This window comes from Anaerococcus faecalis (genome assembly GCF_013371425.1).
GTDB lineage: Bacteria > Bacillota > Clostridia > Tissierellales > Peptoniphilaceae > Anaerococcus > Anaerococcus porci.
Window position 1 is genome coordinate 23,481 of the sequence record NZ_JABVBA010000001.1, and the last position, 18,907, is coordinate 42,387.

An 18,907-nucleotide genomic window follows, 5' to 3' on the forward strand; every position below is an offset into this window, starting at 1 on the left:
TATTCCTCCTTGTTTTATATTCCTACAGTATAATTAATACCCATAGATCAAGTTGGTAAACAAATCACTTTGAAAGCTTCTTTATTACTTGTTCGATTTCTTCAATCTTTTCTATCCCATCTTCTGTTGAACCTTTGTTTACAGCATCATATACACAGTGTTCAAGATGGGATGAGAGGACTTCAGTATTTATATTTTTAAGTATTGATATTGAAGCCATAATTTGATTTGAAATATCTATGCAGTATCTATCGTCTTCGACCATCTTGATTATTCCATCAAGTTGTCCTCTAACAGTTTTTAATTTTCTTAAAGTTTTATCTTTATTAGCTTGCATTATTTATGTTCGATACCAACAAATTCGTATCCAGCATCTTCAATTGCTCTTTTTATTTCATCTTCATCAATAGAACCAAAGTAAGCAACGTTAGCTAACTTTTCATCTAAGTTTACTTCTGCCTTTTCAATTCCTGCTATTTTTTTGAGTGCTTCTTCTACATGATTTTTGCAGTGATTACAACTCATTCCATTTACCTTTACAATCATTTTATTTAAATCTGACATTTTATTCTCCTTTATATTTTCTTTGTTTTTTATTTCTTCTATTTTTTTACTATTTTTAAATTCTGGTTTAAATCCTCTTAACCTAAGTGAGTTTAAGCATACAAAGACTGATGAAAAACTCATTGCAAAAGCTCCAAACATCGGAGAAAGCTTAATACCAAAGAAAGGATATAATAAACCTGCAGCAAGAGGTATACCAATTATATTATAAAAGAAAGCCCAAAATAGGTTTTCTTTAATTGTTTTGATGGTTTTACTAGATAGCTTTATAGCACTTACGATATCAAGAATATTGTTTTTTATTAAGACAATATCGGCAGATTCAATGGCTACATCTGTACCATTTCCTATAGCCATTGATACATTACTTCTTGCAAGAGCTGGAGCATCATTTATACCATCTCCAACCATCAATACTTTTTTACCCATATTTTGGAGGTTTTTAACTTCTTTTTCTTTATCTTGTGGCAACACTTCTGCATACTTTTCATCTATACCAAGTTTTTTTCTAATAGCTTCTGCAGTTTTTTCATTATCTCCAGTAATCATTATTACTTCATAGCCTAGACTTTTCATTTCATCTATAGCAATTTTAGATAAAGCTTTTGGTTTATCTTGTACTGCTATAAGTCCTATAACTTCGTTTTCATCTGCAAAATACATTGAAGTTTTACCTTCATTAGATAAAATATCAGCTTTTTGATCATATTCTTTTAAGTTGATATTTAACTCTTTCATAAGTCTTGAATTTCCAGCATAATATGTCTTGTCATTAAATTTTGCCTTAATTCCTTTTCCGCTCAAGGCTTCAAAATCACTTACATTAATTGGATTGATTCCATTTTCTTTAGCATATTCATTAATAGCATTTGATAAGGGATGCTCGCTTGCCATCTCCATAGAAGTAGATATTTTTATAAATTCGTTTTTTTCTATTTCTGTAAAAATATCAGTTACTCTTGGTTTACCTTCGGTAATAGTACCTGTCTTATCAAGTAAGATTATATCCACTTTGTGTAGGTTTTCTAAACTTTCTGCATTTTTAAATAGAAGACCGTACTCAGCACTTTTTCCGGTAGAAACCATTATTGCCATTGGTGTGGCAAGACCTAAGGCACATGGACAAGATATTACTAGAACTGAAATAGCAAGGTTTAGTGCGAATTCAAATCCATATCCTAAAATCATCCATATAATAAAAGTTATTATAGCTATGATAATAACAGCAGGTACAAATATAGAAGAAATTTTATCAGCCATTTTCGCTATAGGAGCTTTTGTTTCATTTGCCTCATTAACAAGTTCAATAATTTGAGCAAGGGTTGTATCTTCACCAACTTTAGTTGCTTTAAAAGTGAAAGTTCCTTGATTGTTTATTGTAGCTGAAATAACCTCATCACCAACCCCTTTATTAACTGGCATTGATTCGCCAGTTATAGCTGACTCATCAACTAAAGATGAACCCTTTTTTATAATTCCATCAACAGGGATTGATTCTCCTGGACGAACTATAATTAAATCTCCCTTGTTTAATTCATCTACTGAAACCTCTCTTTCTACTCCATTTACTATGACCCTTGCAGTTTTAGGAGCAAGATTCATAAGAGATTCTAAGGATTTTTTAGTTTCACCTTTTGATCTTTTTTCAAAGTATTTACCCAAAGTAATAAGAGTTAAAATCATTGCAGCTGATTCAAAGTAGAGATTATGTCTATACATTTCAACTATTTCTAAATTATCAAAACCTAATCCATAAGACATTCTCATTATGGCAAATATACCATATGACAAAGCTGCACTTGAACCTAAAGCAACTAAAGAGTCCATATTGGGAGCCTTATTTATAAGACCCTTAAATCCTGATACATAAAATATTCTATTTACAAAAATTACCGGAATAGTCAGTAAAAATTGAATAAAAGCGAAGTTTACACTACCCTCAGCACCGTCTAAAAAATGTGGTAGGGGAAGATTTATCATATGTCCCATAGAAACGTACATAAGTGGAATCATAAATAAAAATGATACTATAAGTCTAAATCTTACACTTTTTTCTTCATCCTCATATTTATCTTCTAGAACGGAAGTTTTTGCTCTTTTATCCTTAAGCCTTGCTCCGTAACCAACTTTCTCTACAGCTTTTATAATATCATCTTCGGAAATTTTATCTTTATCAAAATCAACATTCATTGTTTCTGATACAAGATTTACATTAACATCATTTACGCCTAGATTTTTAACGGCTCTAGTAACATTAGCTTGGCATGAAGCACAAGTCATTCCAGTAATATCAAATCGTTCTTTCATTTTACCTCCTTACTAACACCGGGTGGGGGTGTATATTTATATTATAATACAAATTTTAAATATGTAAAGGAAAATCAATTGGGTATTAATATAAAAAAGTTAGGAGTTAAAATATGAAAAGATATAATTTGATTTTTAAAGGAAGAGTCCAAGCGGTTGGTTTTAGATATAAGGCCTTGATGCTTGCAAATGAATTAAACTTAACAGGAAATGTCCATAATCTGTATGATGGTGATGTTGAAGTAAATATTCAAGGAAGTAAGCAATATATAAATGTTTTTATAGAAAAACTTAATAAGGATAAGTTTATTAGAATTGATGATATATTAATAAAAGAAATTGATCTTATAGAGGGTGAAGAAGAATTTAATGTAATATAGGGGATTTTGCAAAATTAGTTAATCTTTGCAAGGTCATTACAAGTTTTCAAAATTTTATATGCTAATTCCCTATAAAAATCTATCCAAACGATATTGAGATATGTTTTTAAAATGTTTAGGAATAACTTGTAATGATGCAAAGAAATACATAATTTGAAATAATACCTAATTTTTTTTGAATGAACTATCTAGTATTGGATTTATTATTGAAAGAATTATAGATGCAAAAATTGCTGTAGTAAATGAATCAATAAAAGCTCCACTAGATAGAGAAAAAGCTAGTTTTAATACAAATGCATTAACTATAAAAGAAAATAATCCAAAAGTTATTATAGTTAATGGCAAAGATAAGAGCTTTAAGATTGGTTTAATAAAGCTATTTACAATCATTAACATAAGAGCAGTGATAGCTAGTGATTTAATTTCTGTAAATGATATGCCAGTAAATAATAAATCTATTATATATAGGCTTATGCCATTTGTTATCCAACTTAGAAATAATCGACCTATAAAAAACATGTTTTTTTCCCCTTTCTTTTTGTTACATTATCTTTTATATTATATAAAAAAGCAAGTTTTAAGTCTTTTTGATTAAAAATGATAGATTTTGAAAGAAAATGATTGACTTTATTTTATTATGTGTTAAAATATATACAAATGATATTTGAAAAAAGGTTAGAGATTATTTTAGATACTCTAAAAGAGTTTAGACAAGTTTCTAATAAGATTTTGATAGATAAGCTTGATATAAGTGAATCCACCTTAAGAAGGGATTTAGATTTTCTTGAACAAAGAGGTGAGATTAAAAGGGTTCATGGTGGTGCGATTTTAACAAATGTAGAGTTTGAAGAAAAATCTTATGATAAAAATATTGTATTAAATATTGATAAAAAGTGTAATATAGCCAAAAAAGCTTCAAATTTAATAGGTAATTCAAAATATATATTTCTTGATGCAGGAACTACAACTAATTTACTAATAGATTATCTAGATAAGGATATTAATGTTGTAACTAATGGAATTATGCATATAGATAAGCTAAATAAGAAAAAAATAAAAACCATATTATTAGGTGGATTAGTTAAGTCAAAGACAAATGTGACTATTGGAGAGAAAACTATTTTAGAGCTTTCAAGTTTTAACTTTGATATAGCTTTTATTGGAGCAAATGGTTATGCAAATGGTGAATTTACTACTCATGATCCAAGCGAGGCGAAAATAAAAAGGCTAGCTATAGAAAGATCCAGAAAAGCATATATTTTAGCTGATAGTTCTAAAAAAAATAGAATATACTTTTCAAAAATATGTAGTATAAACGAAGTTGACTTAATAAGGGAGGACTTATGATTTACACTTTAACTTTAAATCCGTCAATAGACTATATATTAGGTATTGATAAATTTGTTGATGGGGAAACTTTAAGGAGTACCTATGAAGAAAAATATCCAGGCGGGAAGGGAATTATGGTTTCTAAGCTTCTTAAAAATCTTGGAGAAAGTTCAATTAATATTGGATTTTTAGGAGGCTTTACAGGAGATTATATTAAAAAAGAGCTTGATAAATTAGATATATTTCACAACTTTACTGAAGTTTCAGATGATTCGAGAATAAATGTTAAATTAAAATATGGACAAGAAACTGAAATAAATGCCAAGGGTCCTAATATTAGTGAAGCTGAAATAGTTAGCTTCTTAGACTTTATAGATGAACTTAATGAAGATGATTTTGTAATTATTTCAGGTTCTATACCAAAGAGCTTGGGAGATGATTTTTATAGGATAATTATTAATATCTTAGATATAAACAATGTAAGGTTTGCACTTGACACTAGTGGGAAGAAACTTTATGAACTTTCAAGCTATAAACCATTTTTAGTAAAACCAAATAAAGATGAGCTAGCAGATGTTTTTGATACATCTATCGATAATGAAGAAGATATAATAAGGTATGCTAAAAAGCTTTCAGATAGAGGGGCTGAAAATGTAATAGTATCTCTTGGTGCAAATGGATCAATTTTTATTGATGAAAATTTTGCTTATAAGGCAAATCCTATAAAAGGAAAGCTTATTAATTCAGTTGGTAGTGGAGATTCTATGGTTGGAGCCTATATTTATGGATATATGAGTGGACTTTCAAAAATAGATTCTTATAAGCTTGCAGTTGCAGCAGGCTCTGCTACAGCCTTTAGCCAAGATATAGCTGATAAAAAATTAATATATGAAATTTTAGACAAAGTTGAGGTAAAAGAATGGAAATAAAAGATTTATTAAAAAGAAATCTTATGATTATGGAGCTTAAAGCTTCTAATAAGATGGATGTTATTGATGAAATATCTCAAAAGTTTTTTGACGAAGGTATAGTTGAAAGTAAGGAAGAATTCAAGCAAGGACTTATAAAAAGAGAAGAGGAAACATCAACTGCCTTAGGTGAGGGAATTGCCATGCCTCACTCAAAAAATGATACTGTAAAAGAGCCTGCAGTTTTGTTTGCTAAAAAAGAAGAGGGGCTTGATTATGAGGCTCTTGATGGAGAAAAATCATATATATTCTTCTCAATAGCAGTACCAAATGGAGAAAACAATCTTCATGTTGAGACTTTGGCGCAATTATCTAAGATGATTCTTAAAGAAGGATTTATTGATAAATTAAAAGAAGCCAAAACTCCAGAAGATGTTTATAATGTAATTGACTGTTATAAAGAAAATGTAAAAGAAGAAATAGAAGAAGATAAAGAAGAAAAAATAAAAACAGACCAGAAATTTATAATTGGAGTTACAGCTTGTCCTAATGGTGTAGCTCATACTTATATGGCTCAAGAAGCTTTAGAAAAAGCAGGCAAGGTCAATAATGTAAGAGTAAAAATTGAAACTAATGGTTCTGATGGTGTTAAGAATAGACTTACAGATGAAGATATTAAAAATGCAGATGCTGTAATTATAGCTGCTGATAAAAAAGTAGAAATGAGTAGATTTGATGGTAAGAAACTAATCCAAAGGCCAGTATCTGATGGAATTAGAAAAAGTGATGAACTTATAAAAGAAGCTATATCAGGTTCTTTTCCAATTTATTATGCAGATAATCATGAAAAAGAATCAAATACCTCTTATAGTGAGAAAACAAATCTAAGATCTGAAATTTACAAAGATCTTATGAATGGAGTAAGTCATATGCTTCCGTTTGTCATTGGCGGTGGTATTTTAATGGCTATATCTTTTTTATTTGAAAGATTTTTTGGTGATTCATCAATTGCTTTCATCTTTTTAAATAAAATAGGAATAAGTGCATTTAACTTTCTCATTCCTGTTCTTGCAGGATATATTGCCTACTCAATAGCCGACAGACCAGCTTTAATGCCTGGTATGGTTGCAGGTCTTTTAGCTAGTGAGGGAGCTGGATTTTTAGGAGGACTTTTGGGAGGCTTTATAGCTGGTCTTGTGGTAAATACGCTTAAAAAAGTATGTAGAAACATGCCAAAGTCACTAGATTCTGTTAAACCAATGCTTATTTATCCTGTATTTGGTCTATTAATTACAGGAGTTATAATGTTCTTTATTGTAGATCCAATATTTACAGGAATTAACAACGGACTAAATAGCTGGCTTATGAATATGGGTACTACTAATAAGGTATTGATTGGTTCTCTTCTTGGAGCTATGATGGCAGCTGATATGGGTGGTCCTATAAATAAGGCGGCCTATACATTTGCAACAGGAGCTTTCATCGGAACAAATGATGGAGCCTTCATGGCAGCTGTTATGGCAGGCGGAATGGTTCCACCAATAGCAATAGCTTTAGCTTCAACATTATTTAAAAATAAATTCAATGAAAATGAAAGAAAGTCAGCCTTATCAAATTACCTACTTGGATTATCTTTCATAACAGAGGGAGCAATTCCATTTGCAGCAGCAAAACCACAACTTATAATTCCAATATCAGTTATAGGAGCTGGTATAGCTGGAGGATTAACTCAATTGTTTAATGTATCAGTACCAGCACCACATGGTGGGGTATTTGTACTTCCAGCAATGAGCTCTTTAAATCAGGCTATATTTTTTATTCTATCCTTTGTAATAGGTTCAATAGTTTCTGCTATACTCCTTGGTATATTTAAGAAAAAAGAAGATTAGTCAAAATATTAATTATTTAACTGAACCCCAAATCTAAAATACAGATTTAGGGGTTTTTTTAATTTCTAAAATTGGGTATTAATATCTTAAGGTATAAAGGAGAAAGTTATGAATGAATTTAAAAATATAATAAATGAACAAAAGATATTATTTAAATCTGATAGAACAAAAAATGAAGAATTTAGAATAAATACACTAAAAATTTTGAAAAAATCTATTAAAAATAATGAAAGTGAAATTATTCTTGCTTTAAAAAAAGATTTAAGTAAATCAGAAACTGAATCATATATATCTGAGATAGGTCCTGTATATAGTGAAATAAATTTTGCTATAGATAATTTAAAAAATCGGATGAAAAAGGAAAGAGTTCAGACAAATTCTATATCTATGCCTGCAAAAAGTTATATTATATATGAGCCTTTGGGACTTACTCTTATTATATCTCCTTGGAACTATCCTTTTATGCTTTCAATGGTACCTGTTATTTCGGCTATAGCTAGTGGAAATACTGTAATCTTAAAAACATCTAGAAAATCCAATCATACATCTTATATAATCAGAAAAATTATTAATGAAAGCTTCGATAGATCGTTTATATATTGTATTGATAATGAAAAAATAGATTATGATGAACTTTTAAGTTATAAATATGACCATATATTTTTTACGGGTTCATCAAAAGTTGGTAGGACTATAATGAAAAAAGCAAGTGAAAATCTTGTAAAAGTCACCTTAGAGCTTGGTGGAAAGAGTCCTTGCATAGTAGATGAAACAAGCAATCTAAGGCTTGCAGCTAAAAGGATAATTTGGGGGAAATTATTAAATGCAGGACAAACTTGTGTTGCACCAGACTACTTACTTGTGCATAAAGATGTTAAAGAAAAGCTTTTAATGTTAATGAAAGCTTATATTATAGAATTTTTTGGCGATTTTCCTTTAAATAATCCTGACTATCCCAAAATTATAGATACATATGCTTTAGAAAGGCTTGTTTCATTGATAAAAAATCAAGATATTTATAGTGGTGGTTTATATGATTTAAATCTTTTAAAGATTGAACCTACTATTATAGAAAATGTAGACTTTAATAATAAAATAATGAAAGAAGAAATTTTTGGACCTATATTACCTGTGATAGCATATGAAGATATGTTCGATATTATAAATAAAGTAAAGAATATGGATAAGCCACTTAGTATGTATATTTTCTCTGAGGATAATGAACATATAAATAGTTTTGTAAATGGTATTTCAGCAGGTGGTGTCTGTATAAATGATACTATTATGCATATAACAAATCCTAATCTAGAATTTGGTGGAGTAGGAGAGTCTGGTATGGGAGGCTACCATGGGAAATTTGGATTTATAAATTTTTCTAATAGAAAAGCTCTTATGCAGAGGTCAACAAATATTGATATTAAGGTAAAATATCCTCCATATTCTAATGGACAAAAAATTTTACTTAAGAAAATATTTGATAATTAGGATAACTACCTTATCCTTTTATTTTAATTATTGAAGAAAAAAATTATAAAAGTATAATAACTTAATATCAAGGGGTGGTTTAATGGTATTTATATCTGATGAAAAGAAGAATGAAATTTTAGACAATTCGGATATTGTAGCTATAATAGGAGAATATGTCGATTTAAAAAAAGCTGGTTCTTCCTATAAGGGTTTATGCCCGTTTCATCATGAAAAAACTCCATCTTTTACAGTTGATGACAAGAAACAATTATTTCATTGCTTCGGTTGCGGCCAAGGAGGAGATGTTGTTTCTTTTATTATGCAAAAAGAAGGTCTTTCTTATATTGATTCAATGAAATACTTGGCTAATAAGGCAGGTATTAAGATAGATAATAATGTTTCTTCTAAAAAGAACGCTATTTTGAATTCTTATTATGATATAAATAAAGAAATTATGATGTTTTTTTATAAAAATCTTTTAACAAATAAAGAAGCTCAAATTTATCTTAAAAATAGGGGATTTTCTTCTAGTGTCGTTAATACCTTTATGCTTGGATATGCCAAAAATTCTTGGGATGATTTATTAAATTTTGTAAAAAAGAAGGATTACCTACTTGAAGATATTCAAAAGCTAGGTTTAATAAAGAAAACTGAAAATGGAAGATATTATGATAAGTATAGAAATAGACTTATTTTTCCAATAATAAATCATTATGGGAAGGTAATAGGTTTTGGTGGAAGAAGTATAGATAATTCTATGCCTAAGTATCTTAATTCACCTGAAAGTGAGGTCTTTAAGAAAAGATATAATCTATATGGATTAAATATCTATAAAAAACAAAATACTAAAGATATAATTTTAGTAGAAGGCTATATGGATGTTATGGGACTTAATAACCAAGGTATAGATATTGCAGTGGCAAGCCTAGGTACAGCTTTAACTCATGATCAAGCGAAGCTTTTGAAAAGATATGCTGATAATGTCTATATCTGCTATGATCAAGATAGTGCTGGAATAAAAGCTACAGATAGAGCTATTGAAATACTTTTAGATGAGGATATTAAGGCGAGGGTAATAAAACTTGAAGATGGTCTAGATCCTGATGATTTTGTAAAAAAATATGGAAAAGATGTTTTTAAAGAAAGAATGGAAGAAGCTGATGATGTATACAACTATAAGTATAATAAAATACTTGATATTTATGCTTCAAGTAACAAAAATGAAAAACTTGATAAATTAAACTTATTTATTGAGTTTTTGGCATCAATAAGATCTGATTTAACTAGAGAAATATTTATAAATAATGTTAGTAAGCTTTTTAATATTGAAAAACAAACTTTAAAACAATCCATATTAAAGTATAATGAGAACTACACAAATAAAACAAATTCTAGAAACTTAAAAGAAAAATCTTTCAAGAAAAATAGAATTATTGACTATAAAAAATATACCATATCTACAAATGAACTTGAAACACTTAGGTTATTTTTAAACCAAAGAGATGATTACAATGATGATGCGGAATTTTTTGATAAGGTTTTAAAGGATGAAAGAGTAGAAAAGCTGAAAGACTACATCAAAAGTCATGATGATATAGTAAATATAAGAGATGATTTTACAAAAGATTACTATTTTATAATAGATTATATAGAAAACAAAGCAAATAAAATTGAATCCTTCGAATTAAAGGAAAAAATAAAACTTGAAAATAAAAGAAAATTACTTAAAAAACTTAGATCAAAGAAAGATTAATCACTTCAGAGCTGGAGGGGAGACTTATGACTAGTGATAATGATAAGATGCTGGAAGATGATCTTCTAAAGGAAATTATAGATGAATTTAAATCTATAAGTGAATCACAAGATGGAGTTGTAACTTATAAACAAATTTACACTTTTGAATCTATTAGTGAAATGGAAGATGAAGGCAAAAAGTACGTTATAGGCCAGATAATTTCTAATGGTATTGAGATTGTAGAAGAACAAAGAACTATACTAGATGAAGATGAAGATACAGAAGATGATTTGGAAGATGACTTAGATGATGATTTAGAAGATGAATTAGATGAAGATGAAGATTTTTCAGATGAGTTATTAGAAGATCATATGAAAAGGGCTAATGTAAAGGAAAAAATAGAAAAAAAGGCTAGTCAAAATGATGTCGTCGGAATAAAGACTGATGATCCAGTTAAGATGTATTTAAAGGAAATTGGCAAGGTTAAGCTTTTGGATGCAAGAGAAGAAATTTATCTTGCTAAAAAAATGGAGTTAGGGGACATAGCTTTAAGATCAAAAGCTGGGAAAAAGCTAACTAAACAAAACAAAACAAAGCTTGCTTTAGATATATTTTATGGGGATTTATCTATAACTTTGCTCAAGGCAAATAGCCTTACAAAAGAGGGAAAAGAGCTTGATGAAGATACAAGGGTAAATATATTATCCTTAATAGGTATTGGCAGTCAATTTCAGAATATGCTTAATCAAGAGCTTACAGAAGATCAACGTGATGCAATAAAATCAAAGATTTTAATATGTGATATAGCTCAGAAGTCGATTTTAGATAAGGAATTAAGCGAAAAAGAAGCTAATATCTTGTGTGATTTATTTGATAATTTTGGTAAACTTGTTGCGACTAAAGAATCAGATGATATAGTATCATTGATTTATCTTGCTTTTTCAGATCTTTATAAAAAAGGTGTAGAAGTTCAATCATTGAAAACAAATGATAGACTTTTAATTAATGATTTAATTAATTTTGGGAATAAGGCTAAACAAATTCTAGATAAAAAGACACTATCAGAAGATTCTATAAAAGATTTAGAAAGATTTAAAGCTATCAAATCTCTTTGTAATAAAATTTTCAGTGATAAGGGATTTGATTCAGAAGATGTAAAAAAACTTAATAAGGCAATATTTGATGCCAATAGAGCTAAACAAAAACTTGCTGAAACGAACTTAAGATTAGTAGTATCAATTGCGAAAAAATATGTAGGTCGTGGAATGAGCTTTTTGGACCTTATTCAAGAAGGAAATATGGGTCTTATGAAGGCTGTTGATAAATATGATTATAATAGAGGGTTTAAATTTTCAACTTATGCTACATGGTGGATAAGACAAGCTATAACTCGAGCTATAGCAGATCAAGCAAGAACTATTAGAATACCTGTTCATATGGTAGAAACTATTAATAAACTTGTAAGGATTCAAAGGCAATTAGTTCAAGATTTGGGTCGTGATCCTTCTAATGAAGAAATAGCTGAGCAAATGGGAATAGAGGTAGAAAAGGTTCAAGAAATTAGAAAAATTGCACAAGAACCAGTTAGTTTAGAGACACCTATAGGTGAGGAAGAGGACAGCCACTTAGGAGATTTTATAGAAGATGATACAGCCATAAATCCTGATGATGCTGCAAATTATTCGATGCTTAGAGACCAATTAAATGAAGTTTTATCGTGTCTTGGTGCAAGAGAGAAAAGAGTATTACAACTTAGATTCGGACTTATAGATGGTACACCTAGGACACTTGAAGAAGTTGGTAAAGAATTTGACGTTACACGTGAAAGAATAAGACAAATTGAGGCAAAAGCACTTAGGAAGTTAAAATCTCCTAATAAGAGTGAATTATTGAGAGACTTTTTATAAATGAAGATTACAAAAAGATTAAAAGAGATAGTAAATATTGTAGACTGTGGAAAGAAAGTTATAGATATAGGGACTGATCATGGATTGGTCCCTTTATATTTAGCAAAAACTGGTAAATCATATGATATACTCGCAACAGATATATCAAAAGCGAGTCTAAAAAAACTTGAAGATGAACTAAATGATGATTTAAGAAAGATAATAAAAACAAAAGTGTGTGATGGTTTTGAAGGAATAGATATAAAAGAAAATCAAATAGCGATAATAGCTGGTATGGGAGCTGTAAGTATAATTGAGATTTTAAAGGCTAATATAGATAAGGCAAGAAAGCTTGATTATGTAATTTGTGAGGGAAATATTGGTAACGAAAAGCTTAGGGAATTTCTTAATAATAATAATTTCTATATAGATAAAGACTTTCTAATTAAAGATGGTAGAAAACATTATGATATAATTAGATTTAAAAATGGAGCTGACAGAGTTTTAAAGCTTTCGGAAATTTATTTTGGTAAGTTTATATATGAGGAAGAAAATCCTTTACTAATGCCAAGACTTTTTAAAATTGAGAAAAAGAACTTAGCTTTTAAAAAGCAGATTGAGAACAATTCTATTAATAAGGAAGGGCTTGATTTAGTTCAACAAAGACTTAGAGCAATAAAAGAGGTAAAAGAATATGAAAATAAGAGAAGTAATAGAATTTCTAAATGAAAAATTTCCAGAAGATTTACAAGAAGATTGGGATAATTCTGGTCTTCAAATTGGAAATCTAGAAAAAGAACTTACAGGAATACTAGTATCCATGGACTTAAGTTATGAAACTATAATAAATGCTAAAATAAACAAATGTAATCTTATTATAAACCATCACCCGATGTTTTTTATCCCACTTAAATCAATAGATTTATCTACAAAATATAATAAAAATATAGAACTACTTATAAAAGAAGATATAAGTGTCTATGCTATGCATACTAATCTTGATAAGGCTGAAGGTGGAGTAAATGATAATCTTGCAAAAATATTAAGCCTTAAAGATGTCAAAAAATTGGATGATTACAATGAATACCCTATTGCTAGATTTGGAAATGTAGAAAAAATTAAAGCTAGAGATTTTGCACAGATTGTTAAAGAAAAACTAGAATGTAAGGGAATAATTCTTTATGGAGATCCAGATAAAGAAATATCAAAAGTTGCCTTATGTGGAGGAGCAGGAAGTGATTTTATAGAAGATGCCATTAAAAAAGAATGTGATCTTATAATAACAAGTGATGTAAAATATCATGAAGCTTTAGATAACTATAAGGATATAGTTATACTTGATCCAGGGCATTTTGCAAGTGAGAATCATGTGATATGGATGCTTAGAAAACTTTTATTAGATAATTTTGATACCAATATAGTATATTTTTCTTTTAATGAAAAATTTAGAGAGTTTATTTAATTTTGAAATTTATAAAAATATGGTAAAATACTAAATAGAGTAAATCGAATAATCGCGTCTTAGACGAGGAAAGTCCGTGCACCACAGAGCAAGGATGCTAGATAACGTCTAGTAAGGGTGACCTTCAGGCAAGTGCAACAGAAAGTATACCGCCAATTTATTTGGTAAGGGTGGAATGGTGAGGTAAGAGCTCACCAGGTGATTAGTGATAATTACGCTGTGTAAACCCCATCCGGTGCAAGAACAAAAGGGACAGTAGGATTGCTGCTCGTAACGGTCCAGTATGGTAGTTCGCTTGAGCTAATTGGTGACAATTAGCCTAGATAGATGATTATTTTAACAGAACACGGCTTATAGATTTACTCTTTTTTTATATATAATTTTATTAAAATAATTTTTAATAGTTACAAATGTTTCGTAAAAGTGAATAAAAAATTACGAAATTTATTTTTTTATTTTTTAATAATTTAAATTTATTGGGAATTATCATTCTAAATTATAAATATACATAAAAAAAGCTGCTAAAAGTGTAATTTTTTTGTAACTAATTGTTGACTATTTTATCAAAAAGATATATTATTATTCTAGATTTCATAACAGAATTTCATAACAGATAATAATAGACGGAGGATACAATGAGTAAGAAAAATATAGGATCGACAATTGGAGTATTAGCAGCAGTAACTATCGGGGCAACTGCTTATGCTTCTACAATGAATAATCTAGATAAAGAAGATCAATCAAAAAAGGTACTTGATAGCAACGTATCTTATGTGGACAGTAATCTTGCTTCAAAAGTAGAAACTGTAAAAAAAGACTATGCTAATGAAGTTAAGAATACTAAGTTTGCTGAAAAGGATAATAAAAGCAATAGAAAAAATGAAAAGATTGAAACATCTAGAAACTTAGCTGATCCTTCAATTCTTGAATCTTCAAGTGAACAAGCAATCGTAAAAGCTGTTGACAAAAAAATCAAAGAAAACGATGTAAAAAAAATTGAAGAAGATACAATTTCAAATGTAGTTGAAAAAAAGAATGATAAAGTAGATGAATCTGTAGTAGAAAAATATGTAAGTGTTGATTCTCTTAATATTAGATCATCAAAAACAGACCAAGAAAATAACATAGTAGGTGTTTTAAATAAAAATGATAAAGTTTCAGGTATTATAGAAGATGGTTGGCTAAAAACTGAAAAGGGATACATAAACTTAAACTTTTTATCTGACCAAATAGTTGAAGAAAAAGAGCCTGAAGAAGCTCAAAAGGTAGAAGCTGAGAAAAAAGCCGAAGAAGAGGCTCAAAAAGTAGAAGCCGAGAAAAAGGCTGAAGAAGAGGCTCAAAAAGTAGAAGCTGAGAAAAAGGCTGAAGAAGAGGCTCAAAGAAAAGAAGCTGAGAAAAAAGCTGAAGAAGAGGCTCAAAGAAAAGAAGCTGAGAAAAAGGCTGAAGAAGAGGCTCAAAGAAAAGAAGCTGAGAAAAAGGCTGAAGAAGAGGCTCAAAGAAAAGAAGCTGAGAAAAAGGCTGAAGAAGAAGCTCAAAAGCCAATTGCTTACACAGGATGGGTAAATATTGAAGCACTTAATGTAAGAAGTGGTGCAGGTACTAGTTCAAACTTGTTAGGAGCCGTAACTAAAGGTGATAAGTTAAGTGGAGAGCTTAAAGATGGTTGGCTAAAGATTTCTTACAATGGACAAACAGGTTTTGTAAGTGCTGATTATCTGTCAGATACAGAAGTAGCAAAACCAGCTCCAGTTGTAGAAGAAAAAGAAGTAAATGAAGAAAAAGAAGAAGCTAAGGCTGTTTATTATACAGGTTGGGTAAATACACCATCATTAAGAGTAAGAAGTCAAGCGAACACTTATTCTAATACTATAGGTAATATAAGTAAAGGAGATAAGGTAGAAGGACAACTTGCTAATGGCTGGTTACAAATTTCATATAATGGACAAACAGCTTATATAAATGCAAGCTATCTTTCAGATACAGAAGTAGCAAAACCTGCTCCAATAGTTGAAGAAAAAACAAATAATATAGTAGCAGAAAAAGCTTCATACCAAAATAACCAAGTTTCTGGAAGTGGGCAACAAGCTGCAAACATTGCCGCATCATTTGTAGGATATCCTTATGTGTGGGGTGGCTCAACACCAAGTGGATTTGATTGTTCAGGATTAGTTTATTATGCTTATAGACAAGTAGGAGTGAATTTAAATAGAAGTTCTAAAACTCAGTTTTATAATGGATATTCAGTAACTAATCTTCAAGCAGGTGACCTAGTATTCTTCTCATCTGATGGAGTTATAGATCATGTAGGAATGATTATTAATTCTAATGGAGATTTTGTACATGCATCTACACCATCAAGAGGAGTAGTTATAGATAATATCTATAGTTCATGGTATCAAAATTCATATGTTGGAGCTAAAAGAATATTTTAATATAAGTAAAGTACAAAACGTCCTTAGGGACGTTTTTTATAAATAATATGAAAATTATAAATTCAGATAAAATAATAGAAAATCTAATTAAAAAAATAAAAAAAAATAAATACAAAAAGAAACTTTTAATAATTTCTCAGATTAATAAGGGGCCTGTTTTAGCATATAAAAAGGCTATTTTAAAAAGATGTGAGGAATTTGAAATTGATGTAGTTGATAAGCTCTTTAGTAATGATCAAAATCATATAGATATAATTGAATATTGTAATAAGCTTAGTAATATTGATGGCTTTATAATCCTTCAACCTTTAGATTCAAATACTGATTTGAAATATCTTAGAAATAATATGCCTTTTAACGATTTAGATGGGTTTACTTATGAATCTTTAGGAGAAATTATGGATAAGGATTTCTCGCATATGCCTCAAACTGCAAGGTCTGTTATAAAGTTTATTGAATATATGAACATAGATTTAAGGGGCAAAGATGTAATTGTAGCTAATTCTAATAATGTTATTGGAAAGCCATTATTTATGTATCTAAATTCAAAAAAAGCTACGGTGACAATGTTTAATTCCAAGAGTGAGAATCAAATAGAAAAAGTAAAAAATGCTGATATATTTATAAGTGCTATTGGTATAGCTAATTACTATGATAAAAAATATTTTAAAGATGGGCAAATACTTATAGATGTTGGAACAAGTTATATTGATGGTGTTTTATATGGAGATATAGATTATGAAAGTATATCTTCACTAAATATTGATTTGGTAAGTTCTAAGAAAGGGGTTGCCTCTATAACAACCCTATCTTTAATTGAGAGTTTGCTTTATAAGAATAGTTAACTTAGATAATTAGAAAATATATTTTTGTGTATCATTCAATTATAGTGATTTTAAAACATATGAATAATATGTGATAAAGTTGCTATAATCTGACTTTTTGAAAGCTAATAAATTGTATTAATGATTTTTTAGCTTAAGAAAATGTAGATATAGATTAACTATTAGATTAGAGCATTATAAATAAAATTCAAATAGTTTTTAATATTACTTTAGAGTATTTAAAGGTATTAAGAATTTATATCTATCTAAAAAACATCCCGTTGGGATGTTTTTTGAATAGATATTTAAATTAAATTTTTAGCAGCTTCTATAGCAGCTTTATAATCAGGTAGAGATGTATTTTGTTCAAGATATTCAATATGAACTAATTTATTATCTTTATCTATTACAAAAACTGCTCTATTTTGTAATTTTAGCTCTTTAATTAAAGTTCCATATTTATCAGCAAAGTCAAGATAGTTATAGTCGGATACTGTTTTTACTTGGTCAATACCTTTAGCTGAGCAGAATCTTTCTTGAGCAAAAGGTAGATCGTTTGATATAGTAACTATAACTACATCTGGGCTTATATCAGCAGCAGCTTGGTTAAATTTAGTAGTTTGTATTTCACAAACTGATGTATCAAGTGAAGGAACTACTGATATAATTTTTATTTTTCCTTCTTCTTCTTTATAAAAGTCATATTCTGATAAGTCATTGTTTATAGCTTTAAAATTTGGAGCTGTATCACCAATATTAAGCTCATCACCAATAACGGTAACTATTTCTTCACCAAATTTTTTCTTTCTTTCTGTCATATATACCTCCTAAAATAAATCTTATCTATAATAATATACCCCAAATTTATGTTGTTATTATAAAAAATATAAATTTGATATTTAAATTGTCAAAATAAGTAAAATAAGGTATAATAAGTCAGTATGAAGTGATTATGAAAATAAGGAGGACACAATGGCAGATATAGTATTAGAAGCGAAAAAAAGAGATGCTGTTGGAAAAAATAAAGTTAATAAACTTAGACAACAAGCTATTGTACCAGGTGTTGTATATGCTAAAGATAAAGACAATGTAAATGTACAATTTACATCAAGAGATTTTGAAAAAGTACTTAGCCAAGCAGGAACATCTACAATTATTGATTTAAACATTGATGGAGAAAAAGTAGCGGTTTTAATTAAGGATTATCAAATGCATCCTTTTAAATCACAATTTTTCCACGTAGACTTTCAAGCAATCAATGCTAAGGAATCTATCAGAGTAAATGTACCTGTTTACCTAAATGGAAGAGATGATATAAGAGTAGAGCCTTCAGTTCTTGTTCAAAATATTGACACTGTAGAAGTTGAATGTTTACCTATGTATATACCACAATATGCCGAATTAGAAGTAGCTGAAATGCAAATAGGTGATTCATTCACAGTAGCTGATCTTGATATAGCTAAAGATAATAACATTACAATATTATTAGAAGATGATGAAGTTATATGCTCACTTCAAGAACCTCAAGAAGAAGTTATTGAAGATGAAGAAGAAGCTAATAGTGATGCAGCTGATGTTCCTACAGTTAATGAAACTGAAGAGAAAGAGAACGAAGAATAAAATTAAGGCCGAGTAAGGTCTTTTTTTTATACAAATTTATGATTAAAGTTTATAGATATTTTATATATAACATCTTGTTTTAATCTTTCCTAAATTAATGTATA

General features: G+C 29.0%; 16 protein-coding genes and 1 other RNA gene. 13 read left to right on the top strand and 4 right to left on the bottom strand.

Features of this window, described 5'->3' with window-relative positions; genetic code table 11:
* Window positions 1–64: 64 nt before the first annotated feature.
* Window positions 65–337, bottom strand: a complete 273-nt coding sequence (locus HV819_RS00130; protein ID WP_176269253.1) for a metal-sensing transcriptional repressor — start codon at window positions 335–337, stop codon at window positions 65–67.
* Window positions 337–2,871 carry a heavy metal translocating P-type ATPase gene (locus HV819_RS00135; RefSeq protein WP_176269254.1) on the bottom strand — a complete coding sequence of 845 codons (2,535 nt, stop codon included), beginning with the start codon at window positions 2,869–2,871 and terminating at the stop codon, window positions 337–339. The genes HV819_RS00130 and HV819_RS00135 overlap by 1 nt, the downstream gene beginning before the upstream one ends.
* 113 nt (window positions 2,872–2,984) lie before the next feature.
* Here HV819_RS00135 and HV819_RS00140 point away from each other — a divergent pair, with 113 nt between their 5' ends.
* A complete protein-coding gene (locus HV819_RS00140) occupies window positions 2,985–3,251 on the top strand; it encodes an acylphosphatase (protein WP_176269255.1) in 267 nt (88 codons plus the stop codon).
* A 165-nt stretch (window positions 3,252–3,416) separates the two neighbouring features.
* Here HV819_RS00140 and HV819_RS00145 read toward each other — a convergent pair whose 3' ends face one another.
* Window positions 3,417–3,770, bottom strand: coding sequence for a phage holin family protein (locus HV819_RS00145; RefSeq protein ID WP_176269256.1), 354 nt, complete (start codon window positions 3,768–3,770; stop codon window positions 3,417–3,419).
* 138 nt (window positions 3,771–3,908) lie between these two features.
* Here HV819_RS00145 and HV819_RS00150 point away from each other — a divergent pair, with 138 nt between their 5' ends.
* The 11 genes from HV819_RS00150 to HV819_RS00200 all read left to right on the top strand — a co-directional run bounded on the left by HV819_RS00150 (window position 3,909) and on the right by HV819_RS00200 (window position 17,204).
* Complete coding sequence (locus HV819_RS00150) at window positions 3,909–4,598, top strand: DeoR/GlpR family DNA-binding transcription regulator (protein ID WP_176269257.1); 690 nt, start codon at window positions 3,909–3,911, stop codon at window positions 4,596–4,598.
* On the top strand, window positions 4,595–5,509 hold the full coding sequence (pfkB, locus tag HV819_RS00155) for a 1-phosphofructokinase (protein WP_176269258.1): 915 nt from the start codon (window positions 4,595–4,597) through the stop codon (window positions 5,507–5,509). The genes HV819_RS00150 and pfkB overlap by 4 nt, the downstream gene beginning before the upstream one ends.
* On the top strand, window positions 5,500–7,377 hold the full coding sequence (locus tag HV819_RS00160) for a PTS fructose transporter subunit IIABC (RefSeq protein ID WP_176269259.1): 1,878 nt from the start codon (window positions 5,500–5,502) through the stop codon (window positions 7,375–7,377). The genes pfkB and HV819_RS00160 overlap by 10 nt, the downstream gene beginning before the upstream one ends.
* 108 nt (window positions 7,378–7,485) lie before the next feature.
* Window positions 7,486–8,862, top strand: coding sequence for an aldehyde dehydrogenase family protein (locus HV819_RS00165; protein ID WP_176269260.1), 1,377 nt, complete (start codon window positions 7,486–7,488; stop codon window positions 8,860–8,862).
* Window positions 8,863–8,944: 82 nt separating this feature from the next.
* On the top strand, window positions 8,945–10,597 hold the full coding sequence (dnaG, locus tag HV819_RS00170) for a DNA primase (protein WP_176269261.1): 1,653 nt from the start codon (window positions 8,945–8,947) through the stop codon (window positions 10,595–10,597).
* Between the two features lie 26 nt (window positions 10,598–10,623).
* Window positions 10,624–12,486 (top strand): RNA polymerase sigma factor RpoD, encoded by a 1,863-nt coding sequence (gene rpoD, locus HV819_RS00175; protein WP_176269262.1) that lies wholly within the window; start codon window positions 10,624–10,626, stop codon window positions 12,484–12,486.
* Complete coding sequence (locus HV819_RS00180; RefSeq protein WP_176269263.1) at window positions 12,487–13,194, top strand: tRNA (adenine(22)-N(1))-methyltransferase; 708 nt, start codon at window positions 12,487–12,489, stop codon at window positions 13,192–13,194. It abuts the gene before it with no gap.
* Window positions 13,160–13,927 carry a Nif3-like dinuclear metal center hexameric protein gene (locus HV819_RS00185; protein ID WP_154538918.1) on the top strand — a complete coding sequence of 256 codons (768 nt, stop codon included), beginning with the start codon at window positions 13,160–13,162 and terminating at the stop codon, window positions 13,925–13,927. Before HV819_RS00180 ends, HV819_RS00185 begins: the two co-directional genes overlap by 35 nt.
* A 36-nt stretch (window positions 13,928–13,963) precedes the next feature.
* An RNA gene (gene rnpB / locus HV819_RS00190) (RNase P RNA component class A) lies at window positions 13,964–14,297 on the top strand.
* A gap of 265 nt (window positions 14,298–14,562) precedes the next feature.
* Window positions 14,563–16,359 carry a C40 family peptidase gene (locus HV819_RS00195; RefSeq protein WP_154538917.1) on the top strand — a complete coding sequence of 599 codons (1,797 nt, stop codon included), beginning with the start codon at window positions 14,563–14,565 and terminating at the stop codon, window positions 16,357–16,359.
* Window positions 16,360–16,406: 47 nt separating this feature from the next.
* The gene (locus HV819_RS00200; protein ID WP_176269264.1) at window positions 16,407–17,204 is read left to right on the top strand and encodes a bifunctional 5,10-methylenetetrahydrofolate dehydrogenase/5,10-methenyltetrahydrofolate cyclohydrolase; all 798 of its coding nucleotides are present in this window, start codon (window positions 16,407–16,409) and stop codon (window positions 17,202–17,204) included.
* 284 nt (window positions 17,205–17,488) lie between these two features.
* Here HV819_RS00200 and tpx read toward each other — a convergent pair whose 3' ends face one another.
* The gene (gene tpx, locus HV819_RS00205; RefSeq protein ID WP_154538915.1) at window positions 17,489–18,001 is read right to left on the bottom strand and encodes a thiol peroxidase; all 513 of its coding nucleotides are present in this window, start codon (window positions 17,999–18,001) and stop codon (window positions 17,489–17,491) included.
* A 154-nt stretch (window positions 18,002–18,155) separates the two neighbouring features.
* Here tpx and HV819_RS00210 point away from each other — a divergent pair, with 154 nt between their 5' ends.
* Complete coding sequence (locus HV819_RS00210) at window positions 18,156–18,803, top strand: 50S ribosomal protein L25 (protein WP_154538914.1); 648 nt, start codon at window positions 18,156–18,158, stop codon at window positions 18,801–18,803.
* Window positions 18,804–18,907: the final 104 nt, after the last annotated feature.